The following is a 25,949-nucleotide window of genomic DNA, read 5'->3' as shown; positions in this document are numbered from 1 at the left end:
GACTAGGCCAAGTTCTTGAAGGTGCGCGTCTCGCCGCTTCAAGCGCTGCGCCATGCGAGCTCGAACGTCCCGACGGCATCCCTTGCCTCGTCTGCGGAACCGAAGTTCGCGAATCCCATCAACAATCCGCCCTCCACCGATGGAGTCAACCTCCAGTCGCTGAGCGCCTGCACGTCCATGCCGTTGGCCCGCGCGGCCGACGCAATGGGTCGGTCGTTTCGTCTCGCCTTGAGGTGTGCGAGCACGTGAAGACCGCCGGCCTGTGGCTGCACAAAAAGGCGATCGTCGAGCCGGTCGACAAGCGCTTCAACGAGGTACTGGCGCCGGGTGGCATAGAGGGGACGCATCCTGCGCAGATGTCGTGCGAAATGGCCCTGACTCATGAAGTCCGCGACGACGGCCTGCGGGGCGACGGGGCCCGGACCCGGCGAATGTTCGACCTCGTCGCGAAACGTGCCTATCAGGCTTACAGGTACGACGAGGTACGCAAGGCGGAGGCCCGGAACCAGGACCTTGCTGAACGTTCCTGCATACAGCACGCGGTCGTCGCGATCGAGGCTCTTCAACGCCGGCAAGGGACGCCCGTTGTAGCGGAACTCGCTGTCGTAATCGTCCTCGATGATCCACGCCTTCCGCGCCGCCGCCCAGTCGAGCAGTTCCAGGCGCCGCGGCAGCGAAAGCGCCACCCCAAGCGGACTCTGATGCGTGGGTGTCACGACCGCGAAGCGGGCCTGGGGCGCCGATGTCTTGCCATCGGCCACCCGGAGCCCTTCGTCGTCCACGGCCACGGGCTGCAGGCTGAGACCGGCGCGTTCGAGGAAGATGCGTGCCAGCAGGTAGCCCGGATCCTCGAACCAACCGGTGTCGCCGGGCGAAAAGAGTGTCCGACGCACGAGATCCAGCGCGCCGCGATATCCGGTGGTCACGAACACCTGTTCGTGGCTACATGAGATGCCACGCGATATGCCCAGATACGTCGCGATCGCGCGCCGCAAAGGCTCGTGGCCGGCAGGGTCGGGGTAAACCATCGCGCTCGTCGTGACGGTCCTTTGATGCCGTCCGGACAAACGGGCCCAGGTCTTGCGCGGAAACGCGTCGAGTGCCGGGATACCGAGCTGGAATGGCGCGACGCCTCTTTCGCTGGCAGGCGGACTCAGTGGTGCCAACACATGAGGCAACTCGGGAATGACCGGCGCGACGGTGGAGACGACGGCAAGTCGCGGCGACACGATGGTTCCGGCTGCACCACGCGCGACGAGGTACCCCTCACTGACGAGGAGCTGGATCGCCGCCTCGACCGTACCCCGCGCCAGACCCAGTTCGCTCGCCAGACTGCGGACCGACGGGATGCGGTCTCCAGGACCGAGATGACCGCCAGCAATGGCCTCCCGGAGCTGGTTGTAGAGCTGCAGGTAGATGGGCGCGTCACGGTCGCGCGCCGGCCCCAGCGCTTTGAGTTCGAGGCGCGATGGCCTAGTCATAAACGCCGTTCTTGTACCTGTGCCATGGGGCAACAGTCTCCTACAGTGACCGAAAGACGACAAGGACCTTCCACATGCATCGGTATGAGATGGGACTCGTTGAAACCGACGACGAACTCAGATCGTGTTTTCCAATCATCCACCAGCTAAGGCCCCATCTGCGGACTCCGGACGCTTTCGTAGCCCAGGTGCGCCGGCAAGCCGCGTCCGGCTATCTGCTGCTCGCCGCCTGGCGCCGCGATCAGCCCATCGCGCTCGCGGGGTACCGGATCGTCGAGAACCTTCTTTATGGCCGGTTCCTCTATGTCGACGACCTCGTATCGAGCGAAGGAGCCCGTGGTCAGGGTGTAGGGGGCGACCTGATCGCCGAGTTGAGGGAAGAAGGTCGACGCCAGGCTTGCCACTTCCTCGTCCTCGACACCGCGCTCTCCAACGACCTGGGACAGCGCTTCTATTTTCGCCAGGGGCTTCTCGCCCGCGGCATGCATTTCGCCCAGCCGCTCTGATGCGGCGATCAAACGCGAATCCACGCTCCGGATTCTCGTCCTGGCGGAACGGCGGTGCGAGAAAGTATTTTATTCAGAACTGGACTTGACCCATGAAAATCCTTCATATCGACTGCAGCCCTCGCCCCGAGTCTTACAGCCGCGCATTATCGGCGGGCATGGTCGACCGCATCCTCGATCTCTATCCGGGTGCTTCGGTCACACGCCGCGACCTCGGGCGGAACCCGATTCCGCACGCCACGGAAGACTATGCGCGCGCCCTTTCCAACCCGCACGAAGAGGTCGACCCGGCATGCATGCAATTGTCCGAGGAACTCATCTGCGAACTGGAAATGGCCGATGCGGTGGTGATAGGAACACCGATGAACAACTTCACGATCCCGTCGGTCCTGAAGGCCTGGATCGATCAGGTTCTGCGTTCCGGCCGCACGTTCGCATCGAAGGCTCCCGGTCAGAAAGTCGGATTGCTGAAGGATCGACCGGTCTATATCGCCGTGGCTTCGGGGGGAGTGTTCGCGGACGAGGGAGCGAGCCAGCCTGATTTCCTGCGGCCCTACCTCACTGCCGCGCTGAAGTGCATCGGCCTGCATTCCCTGCATTTCCTGCCCTTGCAGGCGACCGCGTTCCTGTCCAGCGACGCCCTGTCACAGGCATTCGACGAAGCGCTCACCCGGTTCGACGAGCATTTCTCCACAGCAAGGGCGGCATGACACGGCGATACGGCTTTCGTCAGCCGCGCTTGATTCCGTTGAAGAACATGTCGATCAGGTGCGTGATACGTGACTTCGGGCCACCCTGCCCGGCCGCGAGCGATGTCGCCGTGATCACGCAGAGCAGGTCGTCAAACGAAACGTCCATCGCGACCGCATTCTCTCTCTTCGCCCGGTCGAGCAGTCGCATGCCTTCGGCTGCGCCCGCGTGGCATCCGGCGGTCTGACTCTGTAGCACCGCGCCAAGCACGACGGCGAGACCCTGGTAGTGGCTCGCATGCGTCGCGAGCTCGACCATGAATGTGCGAAGCGACGCCCCAGGCTCCATGGTGTCGTCACGCGTGCGGCTGTTGGCGGCGAGCGCGAACATCCGTTCATCGCACAGTGCCGCGAGCAGCGCGTCGCGCGTGGGGAAACGGCGATAGAGGGTGCCGATGCCAACCTTCGCCCGCCTGGCGATGTCGTCGAGCGACGCATCGGCGCCGCGTTCGGAGAACACCTCGTCCGCCGCCTCGAGGATGCGCTCGCGGTTGCGCGCGGCGTCGGCGCGTAAGGGGGTTTCCTCGATCGGCGGGCTGTCGGTGCTCATGCGGTCTCCGGTTGCAAAGTGGATGATGCCTCCATATAGTAAGTGGAGCAATTCTCCACTTATTAAAGGATCCGGTATGGCAAAGCGTTTCGGGGGCAAGGTCGTGGTCGTGACGGGCGGCAGCGAGGGCATCGGGCTGGCGACGGCCAAGGCGTTCGCGGCGGAAGGCGCCCACGTGTACATCACCGGGCGCCGGCAGGATCGCCTCGACGCCGCGGTGGCGGAGATCGGCGCCGGCGCGGTGGGCGTTCAGGGCGACGCGTCGAATCTCGCCGACCTCGATCGCCTGTACGACCGCATCCGCGCGGATCACGGCAAGCTGGACGTCGTCTTCGCGAACGCGGGTATCGCGGACACCGGGGCGAAGCCCCTCGGCGAGATCGGCGAGGACGACTTCGACCGCATGTTCGGTCTCAACGTCCGCGGACTGCTCTTCTCGGTGCAGAAGGCCCTGCCGCTGCTGGGCGCCGGCGCGACGATCGTCCTGAACGGATCGGTCGCCGGCAGCAAGGGATTTCCGGGGCAGTCGCTCTACAACGCGACCAAGGCGACCGTCCGGTCGTTCGCCCGCAGCTGGACCGCGGACCTCAAGGACCGCGGCATCCGCGTGAACGTCGTCGCACCCGGTGCGACGGAGACGCGCATGATGCGCGACTATCTCGACGTACGCCCCGGCGTCGAGGAAGCGTTCACGCAGCTCGTCCCGCTCGGCCGCATCGGACGCCCTGAAGAAGTCGCCAATGCGGTGCTCTTCCTCGCGTCGAGCGAAAGCGCCTATATCGCGGGCGCCGAACTGACCGTCGACGGCGGCATGGTCGCCGTCTGACCGATCACGAAGCCGCGCGTCGCAGCGACGCGCGGCTTCATCGCGTTTCCTATCCCCACTGCGAGGCGACGAACGCCCGCACCTCGGCGGCCAGCTCGTCGTCTTCGGGCGTGTGCCCACCGAAGCCGCCGTGCGGCATCGCCTCGAACACATGCAGCTCGGCGTGCACGCCCGCCTTGCGCAGCTTCCGGTGCATGCGCACCGCGTTCGACAGGAACAGGTCCCGCGTGCCGCTCTGCAGGAAGGTCGGCGGAAAACCCGCCAGGTCGCCGAACAGCGGTGACAGATAAGGAGCCGAGAGATCCGCGCCGTCCGCGTAAAGACGGTTGTTGGACATCAGCGATCCGACGAGCACGACGTCCACGAAGCGGTTGACCTCGAAGCTGTCGCCGGATTCGGTGAGGTCGACCTCCGGTGACAGGAGCACCAGCGCCGCCGGCATCGGGAGGCCTTCGTCCCGCGCCCGCAGCAGCATCGCCGCGGCGAGGTTCCCTCCAGCGGAACGACCACCCACGATGATGTGCTCCGGTGCATGCCGTTCGAGCAGATGGCGATACGTCACGAGGCAATCGTCGAGCGCGGCGGGATACGGATGGTCCGGCGGGGTCCGGTAATCCACGCCATAGCAGGGCACGCCGTGCAGGTCCGCCTGCTTCCGTGCGCCGACCGCGCACGCTTCGCCGCCGCCGAACACGAGCGCGCCGCCATGCAGTTCGATGTACGCACGGTCGGCGCGAACGGCACCGGCAGGCGTCGCCACGTGCACGACGGTGTCGCCGAGCGTGATCGTCTCAACCGTCGAGACTAGCGCTCCGGCCGCCTCGCGCGCGGCGGCGCCGTACTGCGCGTCGACGGCCGTCTTCATCCGCGACCACGCCGCACGATCCTCCGGCGGCGGCATCACGTAGCGCGCGTTGACCGGAACGCCGTCGGCGCCCACGAGACGCTCGAGCGATGCGCGCGCGGCGTCGCTGACGGACGAGGGAAAGGGTACGTCTCGCGCCGCGAGCCGGAGGTTCGAAGGCGTGTCGGTCATGGGTGTCGGTTCGTCCCGGCGGCGCGTGGTCATCCCCGTCATGGTACGGGATCGCGATCGATGCGGAACGGCATGCGAAAACCCGGGTGCGTCGAGGCCTCAATGCCCCACGACGTGCCCGTGGCGTGAGCCGGCCCTGAAACCATGCGTGCGCGCGACCGCCACGATGCCGAAACCGATGACCAGCAGCACCACCAGCGCCGGTGGGAACGATGACGCACCCCATGTTTCCAGGAGCACGCCGCCCAGCAGACCGCCGCCGGCGATGGCGCCGTTCCACGCGACCACGTTCATCGACAGCGCGACATCGGCACCGTCGCCGGCGGTGTCGGCCAACGCGGTCTGCAACAGCGTGGCCGCGCCGCCGAAGGTCAGTCCCCACAGCGCCACGCCGACATAGATGGCGGCCGGCACGCGTGCGAGCCAGACGAAGAGAAGCGATACGGCCGCGAAGATCGCGAGGCTGGCCAGCACCGTGGCGCGCAGGTGATGGTCGACGAGACGGCCCGCGATGCCGATCGCCACCAGCGCGGCCAGGCCGAAGACCAGAAGCACCACGTCCACGCGCGCCTCGAGACCGGCCTGCGCGACGAATGGCGCGACGTAGGTGTAGAGGATGTTGTGCGCCAGCATCCAGGCGATCACCACGCCGAGCACGGGACGCACACCCGGTGTCGTGAACACCCGGCGCAACGGCAGCCGCTCCTGGCCGGTCTGGCCCGGATAGTCCGGTACTTTCGCCACGACCCACGCGATCAACACCAGCGTGAGCGCCGACATGACGGCGAACGCGCTGCGCCAACCGATCAGGGTGCCGAGCCATGTGCCCAGCGGCACGCCGAGCGACAACGCGATCGGCGTGCCGACCATCGCCACCGCCAGCGCCCTGCCCTGTTGGTGCGTGGGCACCATGCGGCGCGCGTAACCGGCCAGAAGGCTCCATGCGAGTCCGGCCGACACGCCCGCGAAGAAGCGCGCGACCAGCGTCACCCCGTAGTTCGACGACAACGCCGTGATCGAATTGAAGACGAGGAAGCCGACGATGGTCAGCAGCAGCACGTTGCGCCGACGCCAGCCTCGCGTGGCCAGCGTGAGTGGTATGGCCGCCAGCAGCGAGCCGAGCGCATAGGCGGTGACCGTCTGGCCCGCGAACGAGGTCGACACGCCGAGGCCGGCGGCCATCATCGGCAGGAGCCCTGCCGGCAGCGTCTCCGTGACGATGCAGATGAAGCCTGTCATCGCGAGTGCGAGCAACGCGGAATACGGCAAGCGTTCGCCGTCGGCAGCCGCGGCTGCCGGAATCGAGGTGGATGTCGTCACGGGGGTGGCCTCGCCACTAATGTACTGGTCGATACATTAGTGGCGGCCGGACAGCACTGTCAACGACGATGCGCGGACGCGATGCGTCAACCCGGCATCGACGTCCGCGCGATCAGTGCCTGCAGCTCCCGACACACGACGTCCGGGGCTTCCTCCGGAATGAAATGTCCCGATCCGGCCACGACGACGCTTTTCAGGTCCGTGCAGCGCGGCTCGAGCACCTTCCCCATCATCGCCCCGACACCGAACTCCGCGCCGAGGGCGAGCACCGGCATCGTGAGCGGCGCGACGTCGTTCAGCGCGTCGATGCTCGCCGGCACGGCGCGGTAGTAGTTGAATCCGGCCGACATGCGTTCCGGCTGGCCATAGCAGCGCATGTAGACCGAGATGTCTTCCGCGGTGACGGCGCCGGCCACGCGCGTCTTCGTTTCGAACAACCAGTCGAGGTACACACGCTCCCGGCCTCGCGTCAGGCGCTCGGGGAGCTCGGGTACCGCGTTGAACGCGAACTGGAAGACGCGCGCGGCGTTGCCTATCGACAGGAAACCGTCGGGAAACGCGCCCGGAATGGCGGCATCCTGCAACATGAGCCCGGCGATGCCCTGTGGCATCAGGCTGGCCCACGCGTAGGCGATCCAAGCGCCCACGTCGTGTCCCACGAGGACGAAGCGATCGACCCCGGCCAATGCGAGCGCGGCGGCCATGCGTCGGGCGACCTCGGGCGTCGCGTAGTTCGCCGCGTCACCGATCGGATCGGATTCGCCGAGCCCGGGCGGGTCCAGCGCGATCGAGCGGATGCCCGCATCGGCGAGTTTTTCCTGCACGGCGCGCCAGGCATGCAGCGTCTGCGGCCAGCCTGCGATCAGCACCACCGGGACGCCGGACTCGGGACCGCACGACCGCACGGATAGCCTCGCGCCGTCCGGCGCCTGAAGAACATGATCTCTGTGTGCGAATGTCGGGGCCATCGCTTCGCTCCTATCGATCGAGACGCGGGAACAGGCCCCGCGCGTTACCGGCGTTCACCGCGGCCTTCTCGTCGGAGGTGAACGCGTCGGACGCGTCGAGCATCGCCGTGAACGATGCGCCCACCCGGGCGGGTGCGTACGGGAAATCACTGCCGTAAAGCACACGCCCCGCTCCCACGAACGTCTTCAGCCCGAGCAGCGCGGACGGACCGGAAGACAACGCGGTATCGAAGTAGAACCGCTGGAAGGACTCGATGATCTGGGCCGGCGGCTTCGCGTCCGGGCGCACGGCGTTGGCGAGCTCCGCGAACCGGTAAGCCGCGTACGGCAGGAATCCGCCGGCATGCGAAAGGATGACCTTCACGTTGCGGTAGCGGTCCATCACGCCGTTGAGCACCATGTCGACGGCGCAACGGGTGGTATCGAACGGGTAATCGACGATCGGGCCGGGAATGCCGTCGATCGTCTGGATGGCGGGCTTGCTGGGGTGGACGAACACCGCTGCGCCGCGGCGGTCGAGTTCCGCCCACACCGCGTCGAAGTAGCGATCGCCCAGGTACATGCCGTGGTAGTTGCTGAGCAGCACGACGCCGTCCGCTTTCAGCGTATCGAACGCATAACGGATCTCGTCCAGCGCGCCGTCCACGTCCGGCAGCGGAAGCGTGGCGAAATTACCAAAGCGGTCCGGTCGCTTCTGCACGAGCGAGGCGGTGTACTCGTTCACGCGGCGCGCCATGTCGCGCCGCGCCGTGCCCTGCCATCCGGTAATGCCCGGCGCGGTCAGGGAGAGGACACCGGTGGCGATCTGCTGGCTATCCATGAAGGCGATGGCGGCTTCGGGGCTCCACGCCGGGCTGTTCCAGCCGGACGGATCGCCGCCGAACGCGGGGAGCGCGTCGGACCAGAACGGCGGGACCACATGTTGGTGAACATCGATGCGATTCGCGGCGGACATGTCGATTTCCTCGGGCTGTTTGGGGGGGCGAGGAAAAGGATGGGTGCGCGGCATTGGAAACTGAAATATATTGATCTGACCGATTGATCATTCACGGTGATAATCGATGAATCTTCGGCATCTCCGATACTTCCTGGCTGTTGCGGACGAGGGCCACTTCGGCCGCGCCGCCGAGCGCCTGCACATCGTGCAGCCCGCCCTCAGCATGCAGATCCGCGCGCTCGAGGAAGACCTTGGCGTCACCCTGCTCACGCGCACGACGCGCCGGGTCGAACTGACCGAGGCGGGTCGCCTCTTCCGTGTGGAAGCCGAGCGCACGCTTGCCCAGGCCGAGCACGCGCGTCGGACGGCGCAGCGCGCCGCGCGTGGCGAGGTCGGCCGGGTGCGGGTCGGATTCTCCGGCAACGCGGCGCTGGCGGGCCGCCTTCCGGAACACATCCAGTCGTTCCATGCGACCCGCGCGATGGTGAGCATCGAGCTCGAAGAAATGCCGTCCGCGGACCAGATACAGGCGATCGTCGAGAACCGGATCGACATCGGCTATTGCCCCGATGTCGGGCTGCCCATTCCCGACACGCTTTCCAGCGAGGTCGTCGGCGCGTGGCCCTGGGTCATCGGGATGGCGCTCAGCCACCGCCTGGCGCGCCTCAGCGACGTGCGGTGCCGCGACCTGTCCGGCGAAACCTTCATCACGTACGCCGCCAACGCGGGCGATCGCAGCCAGACCGAGCTGTTGAGGAAAGCGCTAGGCGGCGAACCGATCATCGGCCATCGCGTCGCCAGCACGCTGACGGTGTTGACGATGGCCGCGGCCGGTCTCGGCCTCGTGCTCGTGCCGCAGCCCATACGCGACATCCATGTGCCGGGACTGATCTACATGCCGCTCGCCGACTTCGAGGAACAGGCCACGCTGCTGCTGATTTCCCGCAAGGACGAGTCGAACGGCCCGGTCATCGCATTCCGCGACTGGTCCGTGGAGACGTCTCGGTCGCCGCCCTCGAGAACCTGATGTCGCGCACGGGCGGCGCGCCGAACAGACGGCCGTATTCGCGCGTGAACTGCGGCACGCTTTCGTAGCCCACGGCGTATGCCGCGATGCTCGCCGAGGCGCCTTCCGACAGCATCATCCGCCGCGCTTCGATCAGGCGCAGTTGCTTCTGGAATTGCAGTGGCGACAGTTGTGTCACGGCACGGAAGTGCTGATGGAACGTGGACGGACTCATGCCGGCCGCCTCGGCCAGGCGTTCGATCCGCAAGGGCCGCGCATACTCCGACCGGATCAATGCGACGGCGCGGGCGACACGCCGCGTGTGGCTTTCGACGATGCCCAGGTTGCGGATCGCGGGCCCATGGCGTCCGGCAAGCATCCAGAAATGCAGTTCCCTGATCATGTCCGCCTGCAGCACCGGAAGCGCCGACGGTCGGTTGAGCAGACGCATCATACGCAGGGCGACGTCGGCGACCTCGGCCTCGGTGGGATCGACCCTCACGGGGGCGCTCGACTCGCCCTGGGCGATGTTCATGTCGAGAACCAGCGCCTCGATGACAGTGGGATCCAGATCGAAGACCAGCGAGTAGTACGGCGCGTTCGCGTCGGCCGCGGTGATCTGGCTGACCGTGGGGACGTCGGCGGTGATGAGCATGGAGTCGCCGGCACCGAAGTCGAAGGTCTGCTTGCCAAGCATGACGCGCTTGCGCCCTTGAACGACGACCGCGATCAGGGGACGCGAAACCGCGTATTGCAGTTCGCTGGGCGTGCCTGCCCGGATCGCGGTCAGACCCGGGATCGGGGTACGCGCGACACCGTCCGCGTTCGCGTGGGAATCCGCGTAGAAGCGGACCGCCTGGAGCAGGGTCTCGGTCATGGCCAGAGCGTAGTCCCCGAACCGTGCGAGGCGCAACGAATCCGTGGGATCAGGCAAACCTGCGCCGGGCTCCGTGCCATCCGCCGCAAACCGCCGGCGTCGCCACGCGACCGCCGCTCCGGAGGAACGGGCAAGAAGGTCCGAGGAACCGGCAACCGGCACGAGGGGCTCGGATCGATACTGAATCCGTCATTTCGACACCCCTCAGAAGGAGCCTTCCATGTCCACCGTTTCTCTCGTCACAGGCGCCAACCGCGGCCTCGGTCGCAATACCGCCATCAGCATCGCCCGTCACGGCGGCGATGTGATCTTCACCTACCGCCACGGTGCCGAGCAGGCGCAGGCGGTCGTCGCCGAAATCGAGGCGCTTGGCCGCAAGGCGGTCGCGGTACAGCTCGACGTCGCCGACATTTCCAGCTTCGCCGCGTTCGGCGACAAGGTGCGCGCGATCCTCGCATCGTGGGGGCGAAGCGACTTCGACCACCTGGTCAACAACGCCGGCCATGGTGAAATGGCGGGCATCGCCGAGACCACGGAGGCGCAGTTCGACCAGCTGTTCAACGTCCACGTGAAGGGCGTCTTCTTCCTGACGCAGACGCTGCTGCCGCTGCTTGCCGATGGCGGCCGGATCGTGAACTTCTCGACGGGCCTGACGCGCGTCTCCTACCCCGGATTCTCGGCCTACTCGGCGGCCAAGGGCGCCGTCGAGATCCTCACGCTCTACATGGCGAAGGAGTTCGGCAGCCGCGGCATCACCGCCAATACGATCGCCCCCGGTGCGATCGAGACCGATTTCCTTGGCGGCGCCGTTCGCGACACGCCCGCGTACAACGACGCCTTCGCGGCGATGATCGCGTTGGGCCGTGTCGGTCTACCCGACGATATCGGCCCCGCGGTCGCGAGTCTCCTCGGACCGGACAACCGCTGGGTCACGGCACAGCGCATCGAAGTGTCGGGTGGCCAGAACATCTGATCGCGCGTCATCGTCAGGGAGCCGCGTCGCACGCTGCGACGCGCTCCCGCAGATACAGCGCGTTCGGAATCGCTTCTCCCGCGGCGGTGTTGTCGAAGACGCACCACACGCTCATGCCGGGCGGCACGGCGACGAGCCGTCCGGCGAGCGCGTCGATGAAGGTCGCGTCGTAGGCCGAGTAATACATGCGTGGCGAACCATGCAGCCGGATGTACAGCGTCGCGGCATCGCCGAGGGGAAGCACGCCGGGCACCGGCGACGGGTCGGCCAGCACGCAGCCGATCGCCGCATCCCGCATCGCCCGCCTTGCTTCCTCCCCGAACCATGTCGCGTGGCGCGGCTCGCACACGACGCGGGTGCTCGTCATTGCGCGAAGCATCGCGAAAAAACGGCTCGCGGTCGCTCGCTCGAACGGGAGGCTAGGCGGTAGTTGCAGCAGCAGGCAGCCGAGTGTTTCACCGAGGGCAGCGATGTCGTCACAGAACCGACGCAGGTCCGCGTTTGCATTGCGCAGCCTGAGCTCGTGCGTGATGGCCTTCGGCATCTTGACCGAGAACCGGAACGCCTCAGGCACGCTCGCTGCCCACCGCGTATAGGTCTCGGGCCGATGCGGCCGATAGAACGAACTGTTGATCTCGACACAGGAAAAAACGCGCGCGTACCGCTCCAGATGACTGCCCTGCCCCGCGAAGCGCGACGCGGCGTCGCCAGGCAGTGACCAGCCGGCACATCCTATCCGGATCATCGATGGGTCCATGGCGAAGGAACTCGTGGCGCATGCATGGTGCGACCATGACCGGATGCGCGCAGTGATTCCGTGAGGCGATGTCGTCGTGGGTGATGCGGACCGGCGCGCGACCGCCTAGAGGATCCCGTCCTGCGCCGCCTGGTACACCGTCCTCACGGTGGGCCGGAAACCCAGCTGCCGCGCAAGCGATCCATCGATATGCAGGTGCCAGGGGTTCGTCATGGGCTCGGCCGAGGCATCCATCTGTCCGCCGACGAGCCTGACCAGTTCGTAGACCGTCGTCGGTGCATCGTCGGACAGGTTGACGATCCGGCCATCGAAATCGCCGGCGAGTGCCATGGTCATCGCGACGGCGACGTCGCGGTGATGGATCGTGCTCATGCGGTTGGCCGGATGAAACCCGAGGGCCGCCACGTGCTTCGGCAACGCCTGCAGATGACCATCCCCATCGCCGTAGACGAACGGCAACCGAAGGATCGACCCGTTCAGCCCGCTCTCGCGCAGCGCGTTCTCCGCGGCGACCTTGCTCGCGGGGTACGCCAGCTCCGGTTGGACGGTGTCCGTCTCTCGTCCAGGATGCGGGCCATGCCTGTCGTAGACGTGACCCGTGCTCGCCATGATGAAGCGGACGCGCGGCGCGTGGTCCCGTGCCGCCGTGAGCAGGTTGCGGGTTCCTTCGAGATTGCTCTTCCAGATCAGATCGGTGTCTTGCGTACGGAACACCGCCGCCAGATGCACGATCGCCGACACACCGCGAACGGCCTCGGCCAGCGTCGACGGGTCGAGCATGTCGCCCGTCACGGCGACGGCACCGGGCGGGCACGGTTTCCCGGCCCGCAGCAGCACCCGGCAGGCGAATCCCGCTTGCAGCAGACGCGGAACAATGCGTTCACCGACGAGACCTGTCGCCCCGGTAATCAGGATGCTCATGAGCTCATGCCTTCTGCAGGAGGGCTTGCAGCCGCTCGGTCGCCGCTCGAAGGACACGCATCGTCGTGGCCAGATCGGCCTCGTCGATACCGGCAAACGCGGCCTGCTGAATGAACGAGAGGTCGGGAAGCTCGCGCCAGAGGTTCTCGCCCGAGCGCGTCAGGGCCAGGCGGCGCTGGCGCTGATCGTCCCCGTCCGAGGTCTGCCGTACGAGCCCCTTGCGCACGAGCGTGGCGACGATTCCGCTCAACGTCGCCCGTTCGAGCTCGAGCGCGCGGGCAAGGTCGCGCTGTACCGACGGGCCTTGATTCGCCAGATGCCAGAGCACGTACCACTGCGTCGAACCCAGATCGAAAGGCCGCAGCGTCGCATCCATGAGCGCGCGGCCGGCGAAATAGCATCGCTTCGTCCACGCCCCCACCGTCAGGTGTTCGGTCTTTTCCACGTCCGGCATACGGCCAGCCTCTCGAATTCGTCAGCTACCGTACGAATATCGCAAGGTAGCTGACGAAGTGTCAAGCGTGGGTTCGCTTAGCCAAGCGAGGGGGCTTCATCGAAAGACCGCTTCAGTGAGTGCTTCCGACTCGATCCACAGCCTCGCAGCGACGCTCGTATCCAGTGCTTGCGGGGGAACCCTGGCAACGGTTGGATAGCCTCGCGTTTCGCCGAGCTTGTCTGGGCCGTAATAGGCCCCCCCTTGAGCCTGCGGCGAAGTCGCGGCGAAGAGTGTCGGCAACGCGCCCTGCGCTGCCGGCTGAAACAGGAACCACATGTAACGACGGACCATACCCGGGGCGCTCCAGGCGCCGGCGCCATTGGGCAGTAGATCGGTACGTGAAATGCCGGGATGGGCGGCGATACTCTGGATGCCCCAACCCGCAGCATCGCTGCGTCGTTGCAATTCAAGAGCGAACATCAGGCAAGCGAGTTTCGATTGACCGTAAACCCGCATCGGCCTGTAGCTGCGCTGAGCTTGCAGATCATCGAAGTTGATCGTGCCGCTTCGAGCGGCGACGCTTGAAAGGCTGACCACGCGTGGTTCATTGCCCTTGCGCAGCAGGGGCAGCAGTTTGGCAGTCAGGGCGAAGTGGCCAAGGTAGTTCGTGCCGAACTGCAATTCGAATCCGTCGGACGTCACCTGACGCTTCGGCGGCGTCATCACCGCGGCATTGTTGATCAGCAAATCCAGGCTGTCGCGCGAACTCCGCAGGCTTTCGCTGAACGCCTCGATGGATTCGAGGCTGGCGAGATCCAGTGTCCCGAAAGTCACGTTCGCGGTAGGAACGCTTTGGCGAATCTGATTGACTGCTGCCGCGCCTTTCGACGGATTTCGACCCGCGATGATGACGTTCGCACCGGCACGGGCTAGCGCCAGCGCGTCGTGGAAGCCAAGGCCGCCAGTACCGGTGACGACCGCCGTACGGCCGCGTTGGGAAGGGATGTCGGAGACTGTCCAGGAGCTCATGATCCTTGCCTGCCGAGGAAACGGAATATACACTAGGTGCATGTAAATATGCACTGAGTGCTAACTTTAATGCACTTGGTGCGGTCATGCAACAGGGCATCGGAATGTCAGGAATCTTGCCTCCCGCAGGTACAGCACCCACAGAAGGCTTGCGGGAACGCAAGCGTCGCGAAACACGTCAGCGCATCGCCGAGGTCGGCCAGCGCCTGTTCCTCGCCAACGGCTACGAAGGCACGACGCTTGACGCCATCGCGGCTGCGGCTGGCATCTCGCGCCGCACGTTTTTCTCGTATTTCAAGTCGAAGGAAGACGTCATCCTGTTCTGGCAGGACGCCGACTTGGCCATGCTGATGGCCGATCTGCTGAAGACATCACCCGATGTGCCGCCACTCGATGCTGTTCGCGATGTCATGGTGAAGCACATCGCTCGCTATACGACCGAGCAGATGACGGACGTGGACAATCTGATGCGTTCGAGCGAATCGCTTCTTGCCCGCAAGCAGGCGTACTACGCGGAGCAGGAGCAGGCGCTATTCAACACACTGTGTGAGGTCTGGCGGCAGCCTGAGAGGCGGTTGGCCCTTCGGATGGTGGCTGTGGTGTCCGTCGGTGCGATGAGACTCGCGCTCCAGGCGTGGAGGGATCAGACCGGCCAGCGAAAACCGGTTGCCAACTTCCTGCGGGACGCCTTCGACAGTTTGAGGACGGAGCTTTAAGGGAAACGACGGCGATCGGGCGTTTCGCGGTGGACATTGATACCGGATGCGGCACGGCTGCCGCATCCGGATCGGGGAAAACGATAGCTGGCGGTAGTCCTCGAAGGACGTCGGCTCACTCCCACTCAATCGTCGCAGGCGGCTTGCCCGAGATGTCATAAACGACGCGAGAAATGCCGCGCAACTCGTTGATAATGCGAGTCGAGCACTTGTCGAGGAAGTCGTACGGCAGGTGCGCCCAGTGGGCGGTCATGAAGTCGATGGTCTCCACCGCGCGTAGCGCGATCACCCATTCGTAGGCGCGGCCGTCGCCCACGACGCCGACGGAGCGGACCGGAAGGAAGACCGCGAAGGCCTGGCTGACGCGGTCGTAAAGGCCGTGGCTGCGCAGTTCCTCGATGAAGATGGCATCGGCGCGCTGCAGCAGGTCGACGTATTCGGCCTTCACTTCGCCGAGCACGCGCACGCCGAGGCCGGGACCCGGGAACGGATGACGGTAGACCATCTCGCGCGGGAGGCCGAGTTCGACGCCGATGCGGCGCACCTCGTCCTTGAACAGCTCGCGCAGCGGCTCGACCAGCTTGAGCTTCATGTGCTCCGGCAGGCCGCCGACGTTGTGGTGGCTCTTGATGACGTGGGCCTTGCCGGTCTTGCTGCCGGCGGACTCGATGACGTCCGGGTAGATGGTGCCCTGCGCGAGCCACTTCACGCCTTCCAGCTTCGCGGATTCCTCGTCGAAGATCTCGACGAACAGGCGGCCGATGATCTTGCGCTTGGCTTCCGGGTCCTCGACACCGGCGAGGGCGTCGAAGTAGCGCTGCTTCGCGTCGACGCGAATGACGTGCACGCCCATGTGCTCCGCCATGGTCGTCATCACCTGGTCGCCTTCCTGGTAGCGCAGCAGTCCGGTGTCGACGAACACGCAGGTGAGCTGGTCGCCGATCGCCTTCTCGAGCAGCGCGGCCACGACGGACGAATCGACGCCGCCGCTCAGGCCCAGCAGCACGCGATCGCTGCCGACCTGCTCGCGCACCCGCTCCACGGCGTCGTCGATGATGTGCTTGGCGTCCCACAGGGTGGCCGAGCCGCAGAGGTCGACGACGAACCGGCGCAGCAGTTCCATGCCGCGCTTGGTGTGGGTCACTTCCGGATGGAACTGCAGGCCGTAGAAGCGACGGGCATCGTCGGCCATGGCGGCGAGCGGCAGGCTCGGCGTGGAGGCGGTGACGGAGAAGCCTTCCGGAATGGCCGTGACGCGATCGCCGTGCGACATCCACACTCCGAGCTCGTCGCCGTTGCCCACGACCGTCTCGAACAGCGCGCAGCTGCCGAAGGTGATGGTCGCCGGGCCGAACTCGCGATGGTGGCCGGCCTCGACCTTGCCGCCGAGCTGCTCGGCCATGGTCTGCATGCCGTAGCAGATGCCGAGCACCGGCACGCCCAGGTCGAACACCACCTCCGGCGCGCGCGGCGAGTTGTCCTCGGTGACCGACTCCGGGCCGCCGGAGAGGATGACGCCGCGCGGCGCGAAGCCGCGGATCTCGTCCGGCGCGTGATCCCAGGCCCAGACCTCGCAGTAGACGCCGATCTCGCGGATGCGGCGCGCGATGAGCTGCGTGTACTGCGAGCCGAAGTCGAGAATGAGGATCTTGTCGCTGTGGATGTCGGTCATCGTGCGGCCTGCGGTTTTGTTTGATCGGGACGGGCCTCGCGCGCGGCGCGGCGGCCCTGAAAAAGCAGAACGCCCACTTGTGGCGGGCGTCCTGAAGTCACCTGGAGCGAGCGCCCGGAGGCGTCAGTCCAGGCGGTAGTTCGGCGCTTCCTTCGTGATCTGCACGTCGTGCGGATGCGCTTCGCGCACACCGGCACCGGTGACCTTCACGAACTGGGCCTTCTGGTGGATCTCTTCGATGTTGGCCGTGCCCATGTAACCCATCGAGGCACGCAGGCCGCCCATCAGCTGGTGGATGATGTTGCGCAGCTGGCCGCGGTACGGCACGCGACCCTCGATGCCTTCCGGCACGAGCTTGTCGGCGTCGGCTTCGTCCTGGAAGTAGCGATCCTTCGAGCCGAGCTGCATGGCGCCGATGGAGCCCATGCCGCGGTAGCTCTTGTACGAGCGACCCTGGAACAGCTCGACCTCGCCCGGGGATTCCTCGGTGCCGGCGAACATGGAGCCCAGCATGACGGTCGACGCGCCGGCGGCGAGCGCCTTCGGGATGTCGCCGGAGTAACGGATGCCACCGTCGGCGATGAGCGGAATTTCGCCCTTCAGCGCGGTGGCGACCAGGTCGATCGACGTGATCTGCGGCACGCCGATGCCGGTGACGATGCGGGTGGTGCAGATGGAGCCCGGGCCCACGCCGACCTTGACGGCGTCGACGCCCGCGCCGAGCAGCGCGCGCGCCGCTTCGCCGGTGACGATGTTGCCGGCGATGACCTGCACCTGCGGGTAACGCTTCTTCACCCAGCCGGCGCGCTCGATCACGCCCTGCGAGTGACCGTGGGCGGTATCGACGACGATGACGTCCACACCGGCCTCCACCAGCGCTTCGACGCGCTGCTCGGTGTCGCCGCCCACGCCGACCGCGGCGCCGACCACGAGGCGCTCGTGCGAGTCCTTGGCGGCGTTCGGGTTGTCGCTGGCCTTCTGGATGTCCTTGACCGTGATCAGGCCACGCAGCTGGAAATCGTCGTTGACGACGAGGACCTTCTCGATGCGGTTCTTGTGCAGCAGCTGCAGGACTTCATCGTGCGAGGCGCCTTCGCGCACCGTGATGAGGCGCTCTTCGCGCGTCATGATGTTGCGGACGGGGTCGTCGAGCTTGCGCTCGAAGCGCATGTCGCGGCCGGTGACGATGCCGACGAGCTTCTGGCCGTCGACCACCGGAACGCCGGAGATGTTGTGCGCGCGGGTCAGCTGGAGCACTTCGCCGATCGACGTGTCCGGACTCACGGTGATCGGGCTGCGGATGACGCCCGCTTCGAACTTCTTCACCAGGCGGACTTCAGCGGCCTGCTGAGCGGCGGTGAGGTTCTTGTGGATGATGCCGATGCCGCCGTTCTGGGCCATCGTGATGGCGAGACGCGCTTCGGTGACGGTGTCCATGGCGGCGGACACGATGGGGATATTCAGGCGGAGGCCGCGCGTGAACTGGGTTGAGGTGTCCACATCGCGCGGCAGAACCGTGGAGTGGCCGGGAACCAGAAACACGTCGTCGTAAGTGAGTGCCTCGGCAAGGATGCGCATAGCATTAGTCCCGCGAGTAAATCGCGGCATTATACCTTGCATTGCAACACTTGTGTAGGAACCGCGAAGGGCGTTCCATCGCGATTCCTCTCGCGGACACTCAGGCGTCGAGCGCTTCCGCGGCTTCCAGCGTGTTCTCCATGAGGGTCGCGACCGTCATGGGGCCGACGCCCCCCGGGACCGGCGTGATCCAGGATGCCCGTTCGGCCGCGGCGTCGAACTCGACGTCGCCGACCAGGCGACCGTCTTCAAGGCGATTGATGCCGACGTCCACGACCACCGCGCCGGGCTTGACCCACTCGCCCTTGACCAGGCCCGGCTTGCCGGCGGCGACGACGAGGATGTCGGCCTGGCGCACGAATCCGGCGAGATCCTGCGTGAACTTGTGGCAGCAAGTCACTGTCGCACCTGCAATAAGTAGCTCAAGAGCGAGCGGGCGGCCGACGTGGTTGGACACTCCCACGATCACCGCGTGCCGGCCACGCACCGGGTAGTCGGTATGGCCCAGAAGCGTCATGACGCCCTTGGGCGTGCAGGGGCGCAGGCCGAACCGGCGCAGCGCGAGACGCCCGACATTGACGGCCTGGAAGCCGTCGACGTCCTTGAGGGGATCGATGCGGTCGACCAGCGCCTCCTCGTCGATGTGCGCGGGCAGCGGCGACTGCACGAGGATGCCGTGCACGGCCGGGTCGGCGTTGAGCGTGTCGATGAGCGCGAAGAGCTCGTCCTGCGTCGTCGATGCCGGGAGGTCGTAGCCGAACGACTCGAAGCCCACCTGCTGGCAGGCGCGGCGCTTGTTGCGCACGTAGACCGCGGAGGCCGGATCTTCGCCCACGAGGACGACGGCGAGGCCTGGCGCGCGGCGCCCTTCGCTCACGCGCTTGGCGACACGGCGCGCGATGTGGTCGAGCAGTTCCTGGGCGATGCGTTTGCCGTCGAGAATGCGTGCGGTCATGGGATTCGCCCTGCGGAAAGCGCCGCATTATCGACGATCGCGCGTGACGATGACAGGCTGGACATCGCGCGATCCGGCGAGCACCCATCGCCGATACGATCGGCTCCCACCCCTTCGGTAGGTGCGCTGCCGGACCGACCATCGCACGCCGATGACTGGGGCTGCGTGTCGCGCGATGCGGCGAGCACCCCTCGCCGATACGATCGGCTCTCACCCCTTCGGTAGGTGCGCTGCCGGACCGACCATCGCACGCCGATGACTGGGGCTGCGTGTCGCGCGATGCGGCGAGCACCCCTCGCCGATACGATCGGCTCCCACCCCTTCGGTAGGCGCACCGTGCGGTATGCCGGTGGGAGCCGATCGTATCGGCGATCCCGCGGCAGCGGGCATCGTGCGGGCGGCGCGGACGCCTGCCTAGAATGGACGCATGACCATCGAGACGCTTCCCTACCCGACCGACCTCACCGACGGTGTGGTTTCGCTGCGCGCACATCGTGCCGACGACGTGGCTGCCCTCGCCGAGGCGGTTCGCGAGTCGGTCGACACCGTCGGTCGCTGGCAGGACTGGTGCCATGCCGGCTACGGCGCGAACGACGCCCGGGGGTGGCTCGACCTATGTCGCCGCGACTGGCTCCTGGCCGACGGCTTCGAAATGCTGATCGTGGACGCGCGCAGCGATCGCCTTCTCGGCGGCATGGGCGTCAACCAGCGAAACAAGGAGCAGCGGTTCGCGAACCTCGGTTACTGGGTTCGCCAGTCGGAACAGGGGCGCGGCATCGCCACGCGGGCCGGACGCCTGGGGATCGGGTTCGCCTTCGACAGGGTGCGGGTCGAGCGCCTCGAGATCGTGGTCGCCGTGGGCAACGAGCCTAGCCGCAGGACGGCTGAACGACTTGGAGGGAGATTCGAAGGAGTATTGCGTAAGCGACTGGTGGTAAAGGGATCGTCCGTCGACGCGACGATGCACTCGGTCGTCAGAAGCGACCTGATCAGCGCCGGCGCGTAGGGCTTCCGCAAGCGCCCTCAACCGGCCGCGGCGCACATCCGCTCGAGGTCGACGTAGCCCTCGAACCGGGCGTCCGGACCGCAACCGGGGCAATGCGGATCCCGGCGGAGGGTCAGTTCGCGAAAGCGCATGCCGAGGGCGTCGTACGTGAGCAAGCGCCCCACCAGCGGCTGACCGAGGCCGAGCACCAGCTTCATCGCCTCGGTCGCCTGCACCATGCCGACGAGGCCGGGAAGCACGCCCAGCACGCCTGCCTCGCTGCAGTTCGGCGCGTCGGCGGCCGACGGTGGCTCGGGGAAGAGGCAGCGATAGCACGGCGAATCGTCGCGTCGCGGATCGAAGACGCTCGCCTGCCCCGTGAACCGCTCGATGGCGGCGTAGACCATGGGGATGCCGAGGCGCCGCGTCGCGGCGGCCAGCAGATAGCGCGTGGCGAAGTTGTCGGCGCCGTCGATCACCACGTCGTGATCCCGGATGAGCTCTTCGACATTTTCCGCGCGCAGGCGATCGACGATCGTCGTCACCTTCACGCGCGGATTCAGGGCCGACAAGGTCAGACGCGCGGACTCGGCCTTGCCCATCCCCACGCGCGGATCGGCGTGGATCACCTGACGATGCAGGTTGGATCGCTCGACGCGATCGTCGTCGACGACCGTGATATGACCGACGCCCGCGGCGGCGAGGTAGAGCAAGGCGGGCGCGCCGAGTCCGCCCGCGCCGATGACGACGATGCGCGCCGCCGCGAGCTTCGCCTGCCCTGCTTCGCCGACCTGCGGCAGCAGCATCTGGCGCGCGTAACGCTCGGCGGCGTCGCCGTCGAGCGCGCCGGCCGTAACCGGCAGCCCGGCCGCCTTCCATGCGCCCATGCCGCCGGCGACCGACGACACCCGGCGGTAACCCATGCGTTGCAGCGTGTCGGCGGCCAGCAGCGAGCGCTGACCGCTGCCGCACAGCAGGAGCATGTCGCGCCCGCGGTCCGGCTCGGACTGTTCGATGCGGAGTTCGAGATAACCGCGCGACAGGCCGAGCGCGCCGGCCGGGGAACCCGTGGCGCGCTCGTTGTCCTCCCGCACGTCGACCAGCAGCGCGCCACCCAGTTGCCGGGCGAGCGCCTCGGTAACGGTCACTTCCGGAACGCGGGACCGGAGCTCGGCCAGCCAGCGGTCACGGTTGAGGTGTTCGGTCATGCGAGGCTCCTCGACGAGGGCGACGCTTACTTCTCGCGTCGCTTCGCGTTACGGATCATGCGCTGGCGGCGGCGCTGCTGCCCTTCCGTCAGGACGTTCTTCTTGCCGGCGAACGGATTCTCGCCATCGCGGAAATCGATGCGCACCGGCGTACCCTCCAGGCGGAACCGCTTCCGGAAGAAGCCTTCCAGGTAGCGACGATACGCTGGCGCGATGTGCTTGGTGCGGCTGCCGTGGATCACGATGGTCGGCGGGTTGGAGCCACCCGGATGCGCGTAGCGCAGCTTCGGCGCGTGGCCGCGGACCAACGGCGGCTGGTAGGCCTCGTACGCCTTCTCCAGCGTCCGGGTCAGCTCGCTCGACGTCAGTTCCTTGGTGGCCGCGGCGTGGGCGCGGATGACGGCCTTCATCAGCTCGCGCAGGCCGGAGCCATGCAGCGCCGAGATGAACACGGTTTTGGCCCACTCGGCGAACTGGAGGCGGCGCTCGAGCGCCTTCTGGGTCTGCTCGCGCTGGTAGCTGTCCATGCCGTCCCACTTGTTGACGGCGATGACGAGGGCGCGACCTTCCTCGATGGCGTGGCCGATGAGCGTGAGGTCCTGATCGGCCAGGTTCTCGCGCGCGTCGATCATCACGACCGTCACCTGCGACGCAGCAATGGATTGCAAGGTCTTGATGACGCTGAACTTCTCGACGGCTTCCTCGACGCGCGAGCGGCGACGGACACCGGCGGTGTCGACCAGCGTGTAACGCCGGCCGTCGCGCTCGAGCGGCACTCGGATCGGATCGCGCGTGGTACCCGCCAGATCGGAAACGATGAGGCGATCCTCGCCCAGCAGGCGATTGATCAGCGTCGACTTGCCCGCGTTCGGGCGGCCCACGATGGCCACCCGGATGCCCTGGTCTTCGAGGGCCGGGTCGTCGTCGGTGTCGTCCGGAAGGTGCGGGATCGCGCGGGCGACGAGGACGTCGACGCCACGGTTGTGCGCGGCCGACATCGGCAGGGTCTCGGCCACGCCGAACGAGCTGAACTCGCCCAGCGCGACGAGCTCGTCCACGCCGTCGGTCTTGTTGACGACGACGATGACGGGCTTGCCGCTGCGGCGGAGCTCGGTGAGGATCGCGGCATCGAGCGGCAGGATGCCGTCACGGGCATCGACCACGAACACGAGCAAATTCGCTTCCGCGATCGCGGCACGAACCTGCTGCGCGGTGAGGCCTTCGATGCCCTCGTCGCTGCCGGAGAGACCACCGGTGTCCACGACCACGAAAGGGCGCGGACCGAGACGACAGACACCGTAGTGCCTGTCGCGGGTGACGCCGGGCATATCGGCGACGAGGGCGTCCCTGCTACGCGTCAGCGCATTGAAGAGGGTCGACTTACCGACATTGGGGCGGCCGACCAGGGCGACGACGGGTAGCATGGGAGATACATCTTTCCTGAGGATCAGTTCGCCGGGATGCGGTAGGCGCCGATGTGGCCCTCGACATCCTCGACGTACACGGTGTCACCCACCACGAGGGGCTGGGCACGAATGGCTTTCTTGGACAGGCGCTCGCGCGCGGCGATGCTGCCGTCGCTGGCGTTGAGCCAGTGGATGTGGCCGTCGAGATCGCCCACCACCGCGTAGTTGCCCTGGGCCGCCGGGCCCGTGACCCAACGGTACTTCAGGGCGTCCTGCTTCCAGATGCTGGCGCCGCTCGACTTGTCGAACGCGTAGACCTGCGACTGGTCGTCGGCGCCGTAGATGGCGTTGCCGTGGACGTCGAGCGAGGTGAAGGTCGAGAACGCATGGTTCCACAGCGGGCGACCGCTCGGACCGTCGATCGACGTCAGCTGCCCATGGTAGGCGGCGCCGTAGAGCGAGGTACCGTCGAGCACGAGCGCGCCGTCGGCATCCGCGAGACGGTCGATCTCGGTGCGGCCTTCGCCGCTGGCGAGCGTCTGCTCCCAGAGCTTCTCGCCGTTGTCGAGGCGCACGGCGACGAGCTTGCCGGCATCGCTACCGAAGAACACGACGCCGTTGGCGACGAGCAGGCGGCCGTTGCCGCGCAGGCTGAGGAGCGGCACCTGCGACTGGTCGTACACCCAGCGACGCTCGCCGGTCTTCGCATCGATGCCGTAGACACGACCGTCGTTGCAGCGGACGACGACGAACTCGCCGACGATGGCGGGCGCGGTGATGACTTCCGACGAGACCTCGGCGACCCAGCGGCGTTCGCCGTCCTTCGCGTTCATGCCGTAGACGTGGCCGTCGAGCGTGCCGATGGCGAGGAGGTCGCCGGCCACGCCCGGGCCACCCGAGAAGCGGGCGTCCTCGCGCTTGGCGTCGCCCCAGCCGAACCAGCCGTGCTGGCGCGTGCTCTTCGACCAGAGCGTCTTGCCGGTATTGGCGTCGAAGGCGCGGATCTTGCCGTCGGTGCTGGCGGCGTAGAGCACGCCGTCGGCCACGGCCGGGCGCATGCGCACGCCGGACTCGGCGGCGCCGTCACCGACGCTGGATTTCCAGAGGCGGTCGACCTTGAGCGTCGGCTCGAATTTCTTGTCGAGCGGGGTCGGCGGTTCGACGTTTTCCTTCTTGAACGAATGGCAGCCGGCCAGGACGGCCAGCGAAGAGGTCAACGCGATTGCCACGAAACGTTTCATGCACCCTGCTTCCCGGCCACGGCCAGATCATCGAGTTTGGTTTGGACCACACCGCGCTGCGGTGCGCTGTCGCCCATCGCGGCGATCGCCGCCTGATAGGCCTTGCGTGCGTCGTCCGGGCGTCCCAGCTTGACCAGCGCGTCGCCGCGGAGTTCCTGCGAGAGCGCGACGAACGACTTGCCCTGCATGGCGTCGAGCGCCGCGATGGTGTCCTGCGGCTTGCCCTGCGCGAAGCGAAGGCGCGCGGCATTCAGTTCGACCAGGGCCTTGAGGGTTTCGTCCTTCGCATGGGCCTTGGCCCATTCGATGTCGCCGGAGGCCTTGTCCGCCTGCCCGGCCAGGACGCTGCGCTGGGCGCGCTCGCCGGCGGCGAAGACCGACCAGGCGGTGTCCGAGTAGTCCTTCATCAGGGTATCGGTGCGCAGGTCGATCTCGTTCTGACGACTCTGCGCGACCGCGAGCTGCAGGGCCGAATACTCGGCGGCGGCGGCCTGTTCGTGGCCCGCGCGGTGCGACTTCCACTGCTGCCAGCCGAAGATCAGCACCAGCCCGAGAGCGACACCGACGGCGATCGAAACGCCATTCTTGCGCAGCCACTGCTGTACGCGTTCGCCCTGCTCGTAGTCGTCGTAAATGTCGAAAGCCATGCAATCACCCACTGCGCTCCGCGCAGCAAACCAAGGTGGGAACGAGCCCGTGCCGGCCATCGGGGATGGCGGCGCGGATCAATAGGCAAGGATACCCGAAAAGACGGGGGCCGGGCGGCGCCGCGCGGTGCAACGCGCGGCGCGCCGGCGATCAGAAGGCGACCGGTGCCGCCTTGCCGTCGCGGATGTCGACGCGGAACCGGGCCACGTTGGCGCGGCGAAACGCATCGAGCTGCACGGGCTGGCCATCGACGGTCACCTGCGCGGCCGAGGCGTTCCCGATGCGGACGTCCAGCGGGCTGTCGCTGCGGTACGACTTCTGCGTGCCGGCGGGCAGGATGCCGTATTCGAGGCGCGAACCGTCCGCGGCGGTCACTTCCACCCAGCTGGCGGCCGGGAGGTTCAGGCTGAGGCTGTGCGCACCCGCGCCGCTGGCGGCGGCCTCGGGTGCGGCGGCGGCCGTCGCGAGCGGCGTCCGCGTCGCCGAATGATCGAGCGGCGGGAACATCGCCATCGAGGCGAGCAGCGGCTGCTGCTCCTCGGGACGCGGCTCCTGGACCGGCGCCGGCCGGCTCTCGGTGCTGGCGACGCTGGTCGCGGCGCTGCTGCTCGCCGGTGCCGGCGCGTCCTGCTGGGCCACGGGCGCGGCATCCAGCGGCGCGAGGCGCGCCATGTCGCGATCGAGCGTGCCGCGCACGCCGAGCCAGACCATCGGCACGACGATCACCGCGGTCAGCACCACATAGGTGGCGGCCGTGAGGTAGCGCTCGAACAGGTAGCGCGAATGCGAGACGCCGCCGGTAACCACGAGTTCGGGCTGGCGGGGCGTGTGCCGCGCCAGTTCGGCCTGGATCTCGGACTCGTCGATGCCCAGGTGCGTGCCGTACTTGGTCAGGTAACCGGCGAGGTAGACCTGGTAATCGATGCCGCCGTACTCGCCAGCCTCTAGCTGGCGAAGGAGGCGCGTCGGCAGGCGCAACGCCTGGCCGCAGGCCTCGATGGTGTAACCGCGGGCCTCACGGGCCGCGCGAAGGCGTGCGCCGAAACCGGCGGTGTGGCCGCCGAGATCGATCAGTACCCGCCCCTCTTCACTGCTGGCTTCCACCTGGGGATCCATGGCGTTCTCCCTGTCTGCATTCGGCTCGAGACCGGCGAACAAATCCTGCTCG

Annotated in this window: 26 protein-coding genes; 7 read left to right on the top strand and 19 right to left on the bottom strand. The window is 66.9% G+C overall.

Annotated elements, in window-relative coordinates:
- Nucleotides 1–38: 38 nt before the first annotated feature.
- Entirely contained in the window at nt 39–1,481 is a 1,443-nt protein-coding gene (locus tag BMY69_RS13125; RefSeq protein WP_090178921.1) for a MocR-like pyridoxine biosynthesis transcription factor PdxR, read from the bottom strand.
- A 74-nt stretch (nt 1,482–1,555) separates the two neighbouring features.
- On the opposite strand from BMY69_RS13125, the gene BMY69_RS13120 reads away from it, so the two are divergent.
- Both BMY69_RS13120 and BMY69_RS13115 read left to right on the top strand, forming a co-directional pair.
- On the top strand, nt 1,556–1,987 hold the full coding sequence (locus BMY69_RS13120; protein WP_090178918.1) for a GNAT family N-acetyltransferase: 432 nt from the start codon (nt 1,556–1,558) through the stop codon (nt 1,985–1,987).
- A gap of 92 nt (nt 1,988–2,079) precedes the next feature.
- Nucleotides 2,080–2,697, top strand: a complete 618-nt coding sequence (locus BMY69_RS13115; protein ID WP_090178915.1) for an FMN-dependent NADH-azoreductase — start codon at nt 2,080–2,082, stop codon at nt 2,695–2,697.
- Nucleotides 2,698–2,716: 19 nt separating this feature from the next.
- Here the strand turns inward: BMY69_RS13115 and BMY69_RS13110 are convergent, their stop codons facing one another.
- On the bottom strand, nt 2,717–3,286 hold the full coding sequence (locus BMY69_RS13110) for a TetR/AcrR family transcriptional regulator (RefSeq protein WP_090178912.1): 570 nt from the start codon (nt 3,284–3,286) through the stop codon (nt 2,717–2,719).
- A 76-nt stretch (nt 3,287–3,362) separates the two neighbouring features.
- Here BMY69_RS13110 and BMY69_RS13105 point away from each other — a divergent pair, with 76 nt between their 5' ends.
- Complete coding sequence (locus BMY69_RS13105) at nt 3,363–4,112, top strand: SDR family NAD(P)-dependent oxidoreductase (RefSeq protein WP_090178910.1); 750 nt, start codon at nt 3,363–3,365, stop codon at nt 4,110–4,112.
- Between the two features lie 49 nt (nt 4,113–4,161).
- Here the strand turns inward: BMY69_RS13105 and BMY69_RS13100 are convergent, their stop codons facing one another.
- From BMY69_RS13100 to BMY69_RS13085, 4 genes are all read right to left on the bottom strand, one after another.
- Nucleotides 4,162–5,148 carry an alpha/beta hydrolase gene (locus BMY69_RS13100; protein ID WP_090178908.1) on the bottom strand — a complete coding sequence of 329 codons (987 nt, stop codon included), beginning with the start codon at nt 5,146–5,148 and terminating at the stop codon, nt 4,162–4,164.
- Nucleotides 5,149–5,247: 99 nt separating this feature from the next.
- Nucleotides 5,248–6,468: an MFS transporter gene (locus BMY69_RS13095; RefSeq protein ID WP_090178907.1), complete on the bottom strand. Its 1,221-nt coding sequence runs from the start codon at nt 6,466–6,468 to the stop codon at nt 5,248–5,250.
- An 86-nt stretch (nt 6,469–6,554) separates the two neighbouring features.
- The gene (locus BMY69_RS13090; RefSeq protein WP_177191168.1) at nt 6,555–7,373 is read right to left on the bottom strand and encodes an alpha/beta fold hydrolase; all 819 of its coding nucleotides are present in this window, start codon (nt 7,371–7,373) and stop codon (nt 6,555–6,557) included.
- Nucleotides 7,374–7,446: 73 nt separating this feature from the next.
- Nucleotides 7,447–8,391 (bottom strand): amidohydrolase family protein, encoded by a 945-nt coding sequence (locus tag BMY69_RS13085; protein WP_090178901.1) that lies wholly within the window; start codon nt 8,389–8,391, stop codon nt 7,447–7,449.
- Nucleotides 8,392–8,497: 106 nt separating this feature from the next.
- Here BMY69_RS13085 and BMY69_RS13080 point away from each other — a divergent pair, with 106 nt between their 5' ends.
- On the top strand, nt 8,498–9,400 hold the full coding sequence (locus BMY69_RS13080; RefSeq protein WP_090178899.1) for a LysR family transcriptional regulator: 903 nt from the start codon (nt 8,498–8,500) through the stop codon (nt 9,398–9,400).
- Here the strand turns inward: BMY69_RS13080 and BMY69_RS13075 are convergent.
- Nucleotides 9,342–10,256, bottom strand: coding sequence for an AraC family transcriptional regulator (locus tag BMY69_RS13075; protein ID WP_090178897.1), 915 nt, complete (start codon nt 10,254–10,256; stop codon nt 9,342–9,344). The two genes, BMY69_RS13080 and BMY69_RS13075, sit on opposite strands and share 59 nt — an antisense overlap.
- Nucleotides 10,257–10,476: 220 nt before the next feature.
- Here BMY69_RS13075 and BMY69_RS13070 point away from each other — a divergent pair, with 220 nt between their 5' ends.
- Nucleotides 10,477–11,229 carry an SDR family NAD(P)-dependent oxidoreductase gene (locus tag BMY69_RS13070; RefSeq protein WP_090178894.1) on the top strand — a complete coding sequence of 251 codons (753 nt, stop codon included), beginning with the start codon at nt 10,477–10,479 and terminating at the stop codon, nt 11,227–11,229.
- A 13-nt stretch (nt 11,230–11,242) separates the two neighbouring features.
- On the opposite strand, the gene BMY69_RS13065 is transcribed toward BMY69_RS13070, so the two are convergent.
- From BMY69_RS13065 to BMY69_RS13050, 4 genes are all read right to left on the bottom strand, one after another.
- Nucleotides 11,243–11,986, bottom strand: a complete 744-nt coding sequence (locus BMY69_RS13065; RefSeq protein ID WP_090178892.1) for a DUF72 domain-containing protein — start codon at nt 11,984–11,986, stop codon at nt 11,243–11,245.
- A gap of 105 nt (nt 11,987–12,091) precedes the next feature.
- Nucleotides 12,092–12,907: an NAD-dependent epimerase/dehydratase family protein gene (locus BMY69_RS13060; protein ID WP_090178889.1), complete on the bottom strand. Its 816-nt coding sequence runs from the start codon at nt 12,905–12,907 to the stop codon at nt 12,092–12,094.
- 4 nt (nt 12,908–12,911) lie between these two features.
- A complete protein-coding gene (locus BMY69_RS13055) occupies nt 12,912–13,361 on the bottom strand; it encodes a MarR family winged helix-turn-helix transcriptional regulator (RefSeq protein WP_090178887.1) in 450 nt (149 codons plus the stop codon).
- 96 nt (nt 13,362–13,457) lie between these two features.
- Nucleotides 13,458–14,372, bottom strand: a complete 915-nt coding sequence (locus BMY69_RS13050) for an SDR family oxidoreductase (protein WP_090178883.1) — start codon at nt 14,370–14,372, stop codon at nt 13,458–13,460.
- 86 nt (nt 14,373–14,458) lie between these two features.
- On the opposite strand from BMY69_RS13050, the gene BMY69_RS13045 reads away from it, so the two are divergent.
- Nucleotides 14,459–15,088, top strand: coding sequence for a TetR/AcrR family transcriptional regulator (locus BMY69_RS13045; protein ID WP_218143173.1), 630 nt, complete (start codon nt 14,459–14,461; stop codon nt 15,086–15,088).
- 115 nt (nt 15,089–15,203) lie between these two features.
- Here the strand turns inward: BMY69_RS13045 and guaA are convergent, their stop codons facing one another.
- The 3 genes from guaA to folD form a co-directional block, all read right to left on the bottom strand.
- Entirely contained in the window at nt 15,204–16,760 is a 1,557-nt protein-coding gene (gene guaA, locus BMY69_RS13040; RefSeq protein ID WP_090178880.1) for a glutamine-hydrolyzing GMP synthase, read from the bottom strand.
- 123 nt (nt 16,761–16,883) lie between these two features.
- Complete coding sequence (gene guaB, locus BMY69_RS13035; RefSeq protein ID WP_090053318.1) at nt 16,884–18,338, bottom strand: IMP dehydrogenase; 1,455 nt, start codon at nt 18,336–18,338, stop codon at nt 16,884–16,886.
- Nucleotides 18,339–18,438: 100 nt separating this feature from the next.
- Nucleotides 18,439–19,293, bottom strand: coding sequence for a bifunctional methylenetetrahydrofolate dehydrogenase/methenyltetrahydrofolate cyclohydrolase FolD (gene folD, locus BMY69_RS13030; protein WP_090178878.1), 855 nt, complete (start codon nt 19,291–19,293; stop codon nt 18,439–18,441).
- 427 nt (nt 19,294–19,720) lie between these two features.
- Between folD and BMY69_RS13025 the strand changes: the two genes are divergently transcribed.
- Nucleotides 19,721–20,299 (top strand): GNAT family N-acetyltransferase, encoded by a 579-nt coding sequence (locus BMY69_RS13025; protein ID WP_090178874.1) that lies wholly within the window; start codon nt 19,721–19,723, stop codon nt 20,297–20,299.
- 17 nt (nt 20,300–20,316) lie between these two features.
- Here the strand turns inward: BMY69_RS13025 and moeB are convergent, their stop codons facing one another.
- The 5 genes from moeB to BMY69_RS13000 all read right to left on the bottom strand — a co-directional run bounded on the left by moeB (nt 20,317) and on the right by BMY69_RS13000 (nt 25,897).
- The gene (gene moeB / locus BMY69_RS13020; protein ID WP_090178871.1) at nt 20,317–21,486 is read right to left on the bottom strand and encodes a molybdopterin-synthase adenylyltransferase MoeB; all 1,170 of its coding nucleotides are present in this window, start codon (nt 21,484–21,486) and stop codon (nt 20,317–20,319) included.
- Nucleotides 21,487–21,512: 26 nt separating this feature from the next.
- On the bottom strand, nt 21,513–22,910 hold the full coding sequence (gene der, locus BMY69_RS13015; RefSeq protein ID WP_090178868.1) for a ribosome biogenesis GTPase Der: 1,398 nt from the start codon (nt 22,908–22,910) through the stop codon (nt 21,513–21,515).
- Nucleotides 22,911–22,933: 23 nt separating this feature from the next.
- The gene (bamB, locus tag BMY69_RS13010; protein WP_090053310.1) at nt 22,934–24,133 is read right to left on the bottom strand and encodes an outer membrane protein assembly factor BamB; all 1,200 of its coding nucleotides are present in this window, start codon (nt 24,131–24,133) and stop codon (nt 22,934–22,936) included.
- Nucleotides 24,130–24,780, bottom strand: coding sequence for a YfgM family protein (locus tag BMY69_RS13005; protein ID WP_090178864.1), 651 nt, complete (start codon nt 24,778–24,780; stop codon nt 24,130–24,132). Before BMY69_RS13005 ends, bamB begins: the two co-directional genes overlap by 4 nt.
- 151 nt (nt 24,781–24,931) lie before the next feature.
- Nucleotides 24,932–25,897 (bottom strand): helix-turn-helix domain-containing protein, encoded by a 966-nt coding sequence (locus BMY69_RS13000; protein ID WP_090053307.1) that lies wholly within the window; start codon nt 25,895–25,897, stop codon nt 24,932–24,934.
- Nucleotides 25,898–25,949: the final 52 nt, after the last annotated feature.

This window comes from Luteibacter sp. UNC138MFCol5.1 (assembly GCF_900110505.1).
In the GTDB taxonomy this organism is placed as follows: Bacteria; Pseudomonadota; Gammaproteobacteria; order Xanthomonadales; family Rhodanobacteraceae; genus Luteibacter.
The sequence above is the reverse complement of the archived record's forward strand: the minus strand, read 5'-3'. Positions and strand labels throughout refer to the sequence as shown.

Coding starts and splice junctions, on each gene's coding strand:
- BMY69_RS13125 (WP_090178921.1), bottom strand. CDS start 1,481: ATGACTAGGCCATCGCGCCTCGAACTCAAAGCGCTGGGGCCGGCGCGC.
- BMY69_RS13120 (WP_090178918.1), top strand. CDS start 1,556: ATGCATCGGTATGAGATGGGACTCGTTGAAACCGACGACGAACTCAGA.
- BMY69_RS13115 (WP_090178915.1), top strand. CDS start 2,080: ATGAAAATCCTTCATATCGACTGCAGCCCTCGCCCCGAGTCTTACAGC.
- BMY69_RS13110 (WP_090178912.1), bottom strand. CDS start 3,286: ATGAGCACCGACAGCCCGCCGATCGAGGAAACCCCCTTACGCGCCGAC.
- BMY69_RS13105 (WP_090178910.1), top strand. CDS start 3,363: ATGGCAAAGCGTTTCGGGGGCAAGGTCGTGGTCGTGACGGGCGGCAGC.
- BMY69_RS13100 (WP_090178908.1), bottom strand. CDS start 5,148: ATGACCGACACGCCTTCGAACCTCCGGCTCGCGGCGCGAGACGTACCC.
- BMY69_RS13085 (WP_090178901.1), bottom strand. CDS start 8,391: ATGTCCGCCGCGAATCGCATCGATGTTCACCAACATGTGGTCCCGCCG.
- BMY69_RS13080 (WP_090178899.1), top strand. CDS start 8,498: ATGAATCTTCGGCATCTCCGATACTTCCTGGCTGTTGCGGACGAGGGC.
- BMY69_RS13075 (WP_090178897.1), bottom strand. CDS start 10,256: ATGACCGAGACCCTGCTCCAGGCGGTCCGCTTCTACGCGGATTCCCAC.
- BMY69_RS13070 (WP_090178894.1), top strand. CDS start 10,477: ATGTCCACCGTTTCTCTCGTCACAGGCGCCAACCGCGGCCTCGGTCGC.
- BMY69_RS13065 (WP_090178892.1), bottom strand. CDS start 11,986: ATGGACCCATCGATGATCCGGATAGGATGTGCCGGCTGGTCACTGCCT.
- BMY69_RS13060 (WP_090178889.1), bottom strand. CDS start 12,907: ATGAGCATCCTGATTACCGGGGCGACAGGTCTCGTCGGTGAACGCATT.
- BMY69_RS13055 (WP_090178887.1), bottom strand. CDS start 13,361: ATGCCGGACGTGGAAAAGACCGAACACCTGACGGTGGGGGCGTGGACG.
- BMY69_RS13050 (WP_090178883.1), bottom strand. CDS start 14,372: ATGAGCTCCTGGACAGTCTCCGACATCCCTTCCCAACGCGGCCGTACG.
- BMY69_RS13045 (WP_218143173.1), top strand. CDS start 14,459: ATGCAACAGGGCATCGGAATGTCAGGAATCTTGCCTCCCGCAGGTACA.
- guaA (WP_090178880.1), bottom strand. CDS start 16,760: ATGACCGACATCCACAGCGACAAGATCCTCATTCTCGACTTCGGCTCG.
- guaB (WP_090053318.1), bottom strand. CDS start 18,338: ATGCGCATCCTTGCCGAGGCACTCACTTACGACGACGTGTTTCTGGTT.
- folD (WP_090178878.1), bottom strand. CDS start 19,293: ATGACCGCACGCATTCTCGACGGCAAACGCATCGCCCAGGAACTGCTC.
- BMY69_RS13025 (WP_090178874.1), top strand. CDS start 19,721: ATGACCATCGAGACGCTTCCCTACCCGACCGACCTCACCGACGGTGTG.
- moeB (WP_090178871.1), bottom strand. CDS start 21,486: ATGACCGAACACCTCAACCGTGACCGCTGGCTGGCCGAGCTCCGGTCC.
- der (WP_090178868.1), bottom strand. CDS start 22,910: ATGCTACCCGTCGTCGCCCTGGTCGGCCGCCCCAATGTCGGTAAGTCG.
- bamB (WP_090053310.1), bottom strand. CDS start 24,133: ATGAAACGTTTCGTGGCAATCGCGTTGACCTCTTCGCTGGCCGTCCTG.
- BMY69_RS13005 (WP_090178864.1), bottom strand. CDS start 24,780: ATGGCTTTCGACATTTACGACGACTACGAGCAGGGCGAACGCGTACAG.
- BMY69_RS13000 (WP_090053307.1), bottom strand. CDS start 25,897: ATGGATCCCCAGGTGGAAGCCAGCAGTGAAGAGGGGCGGGTACTGATC.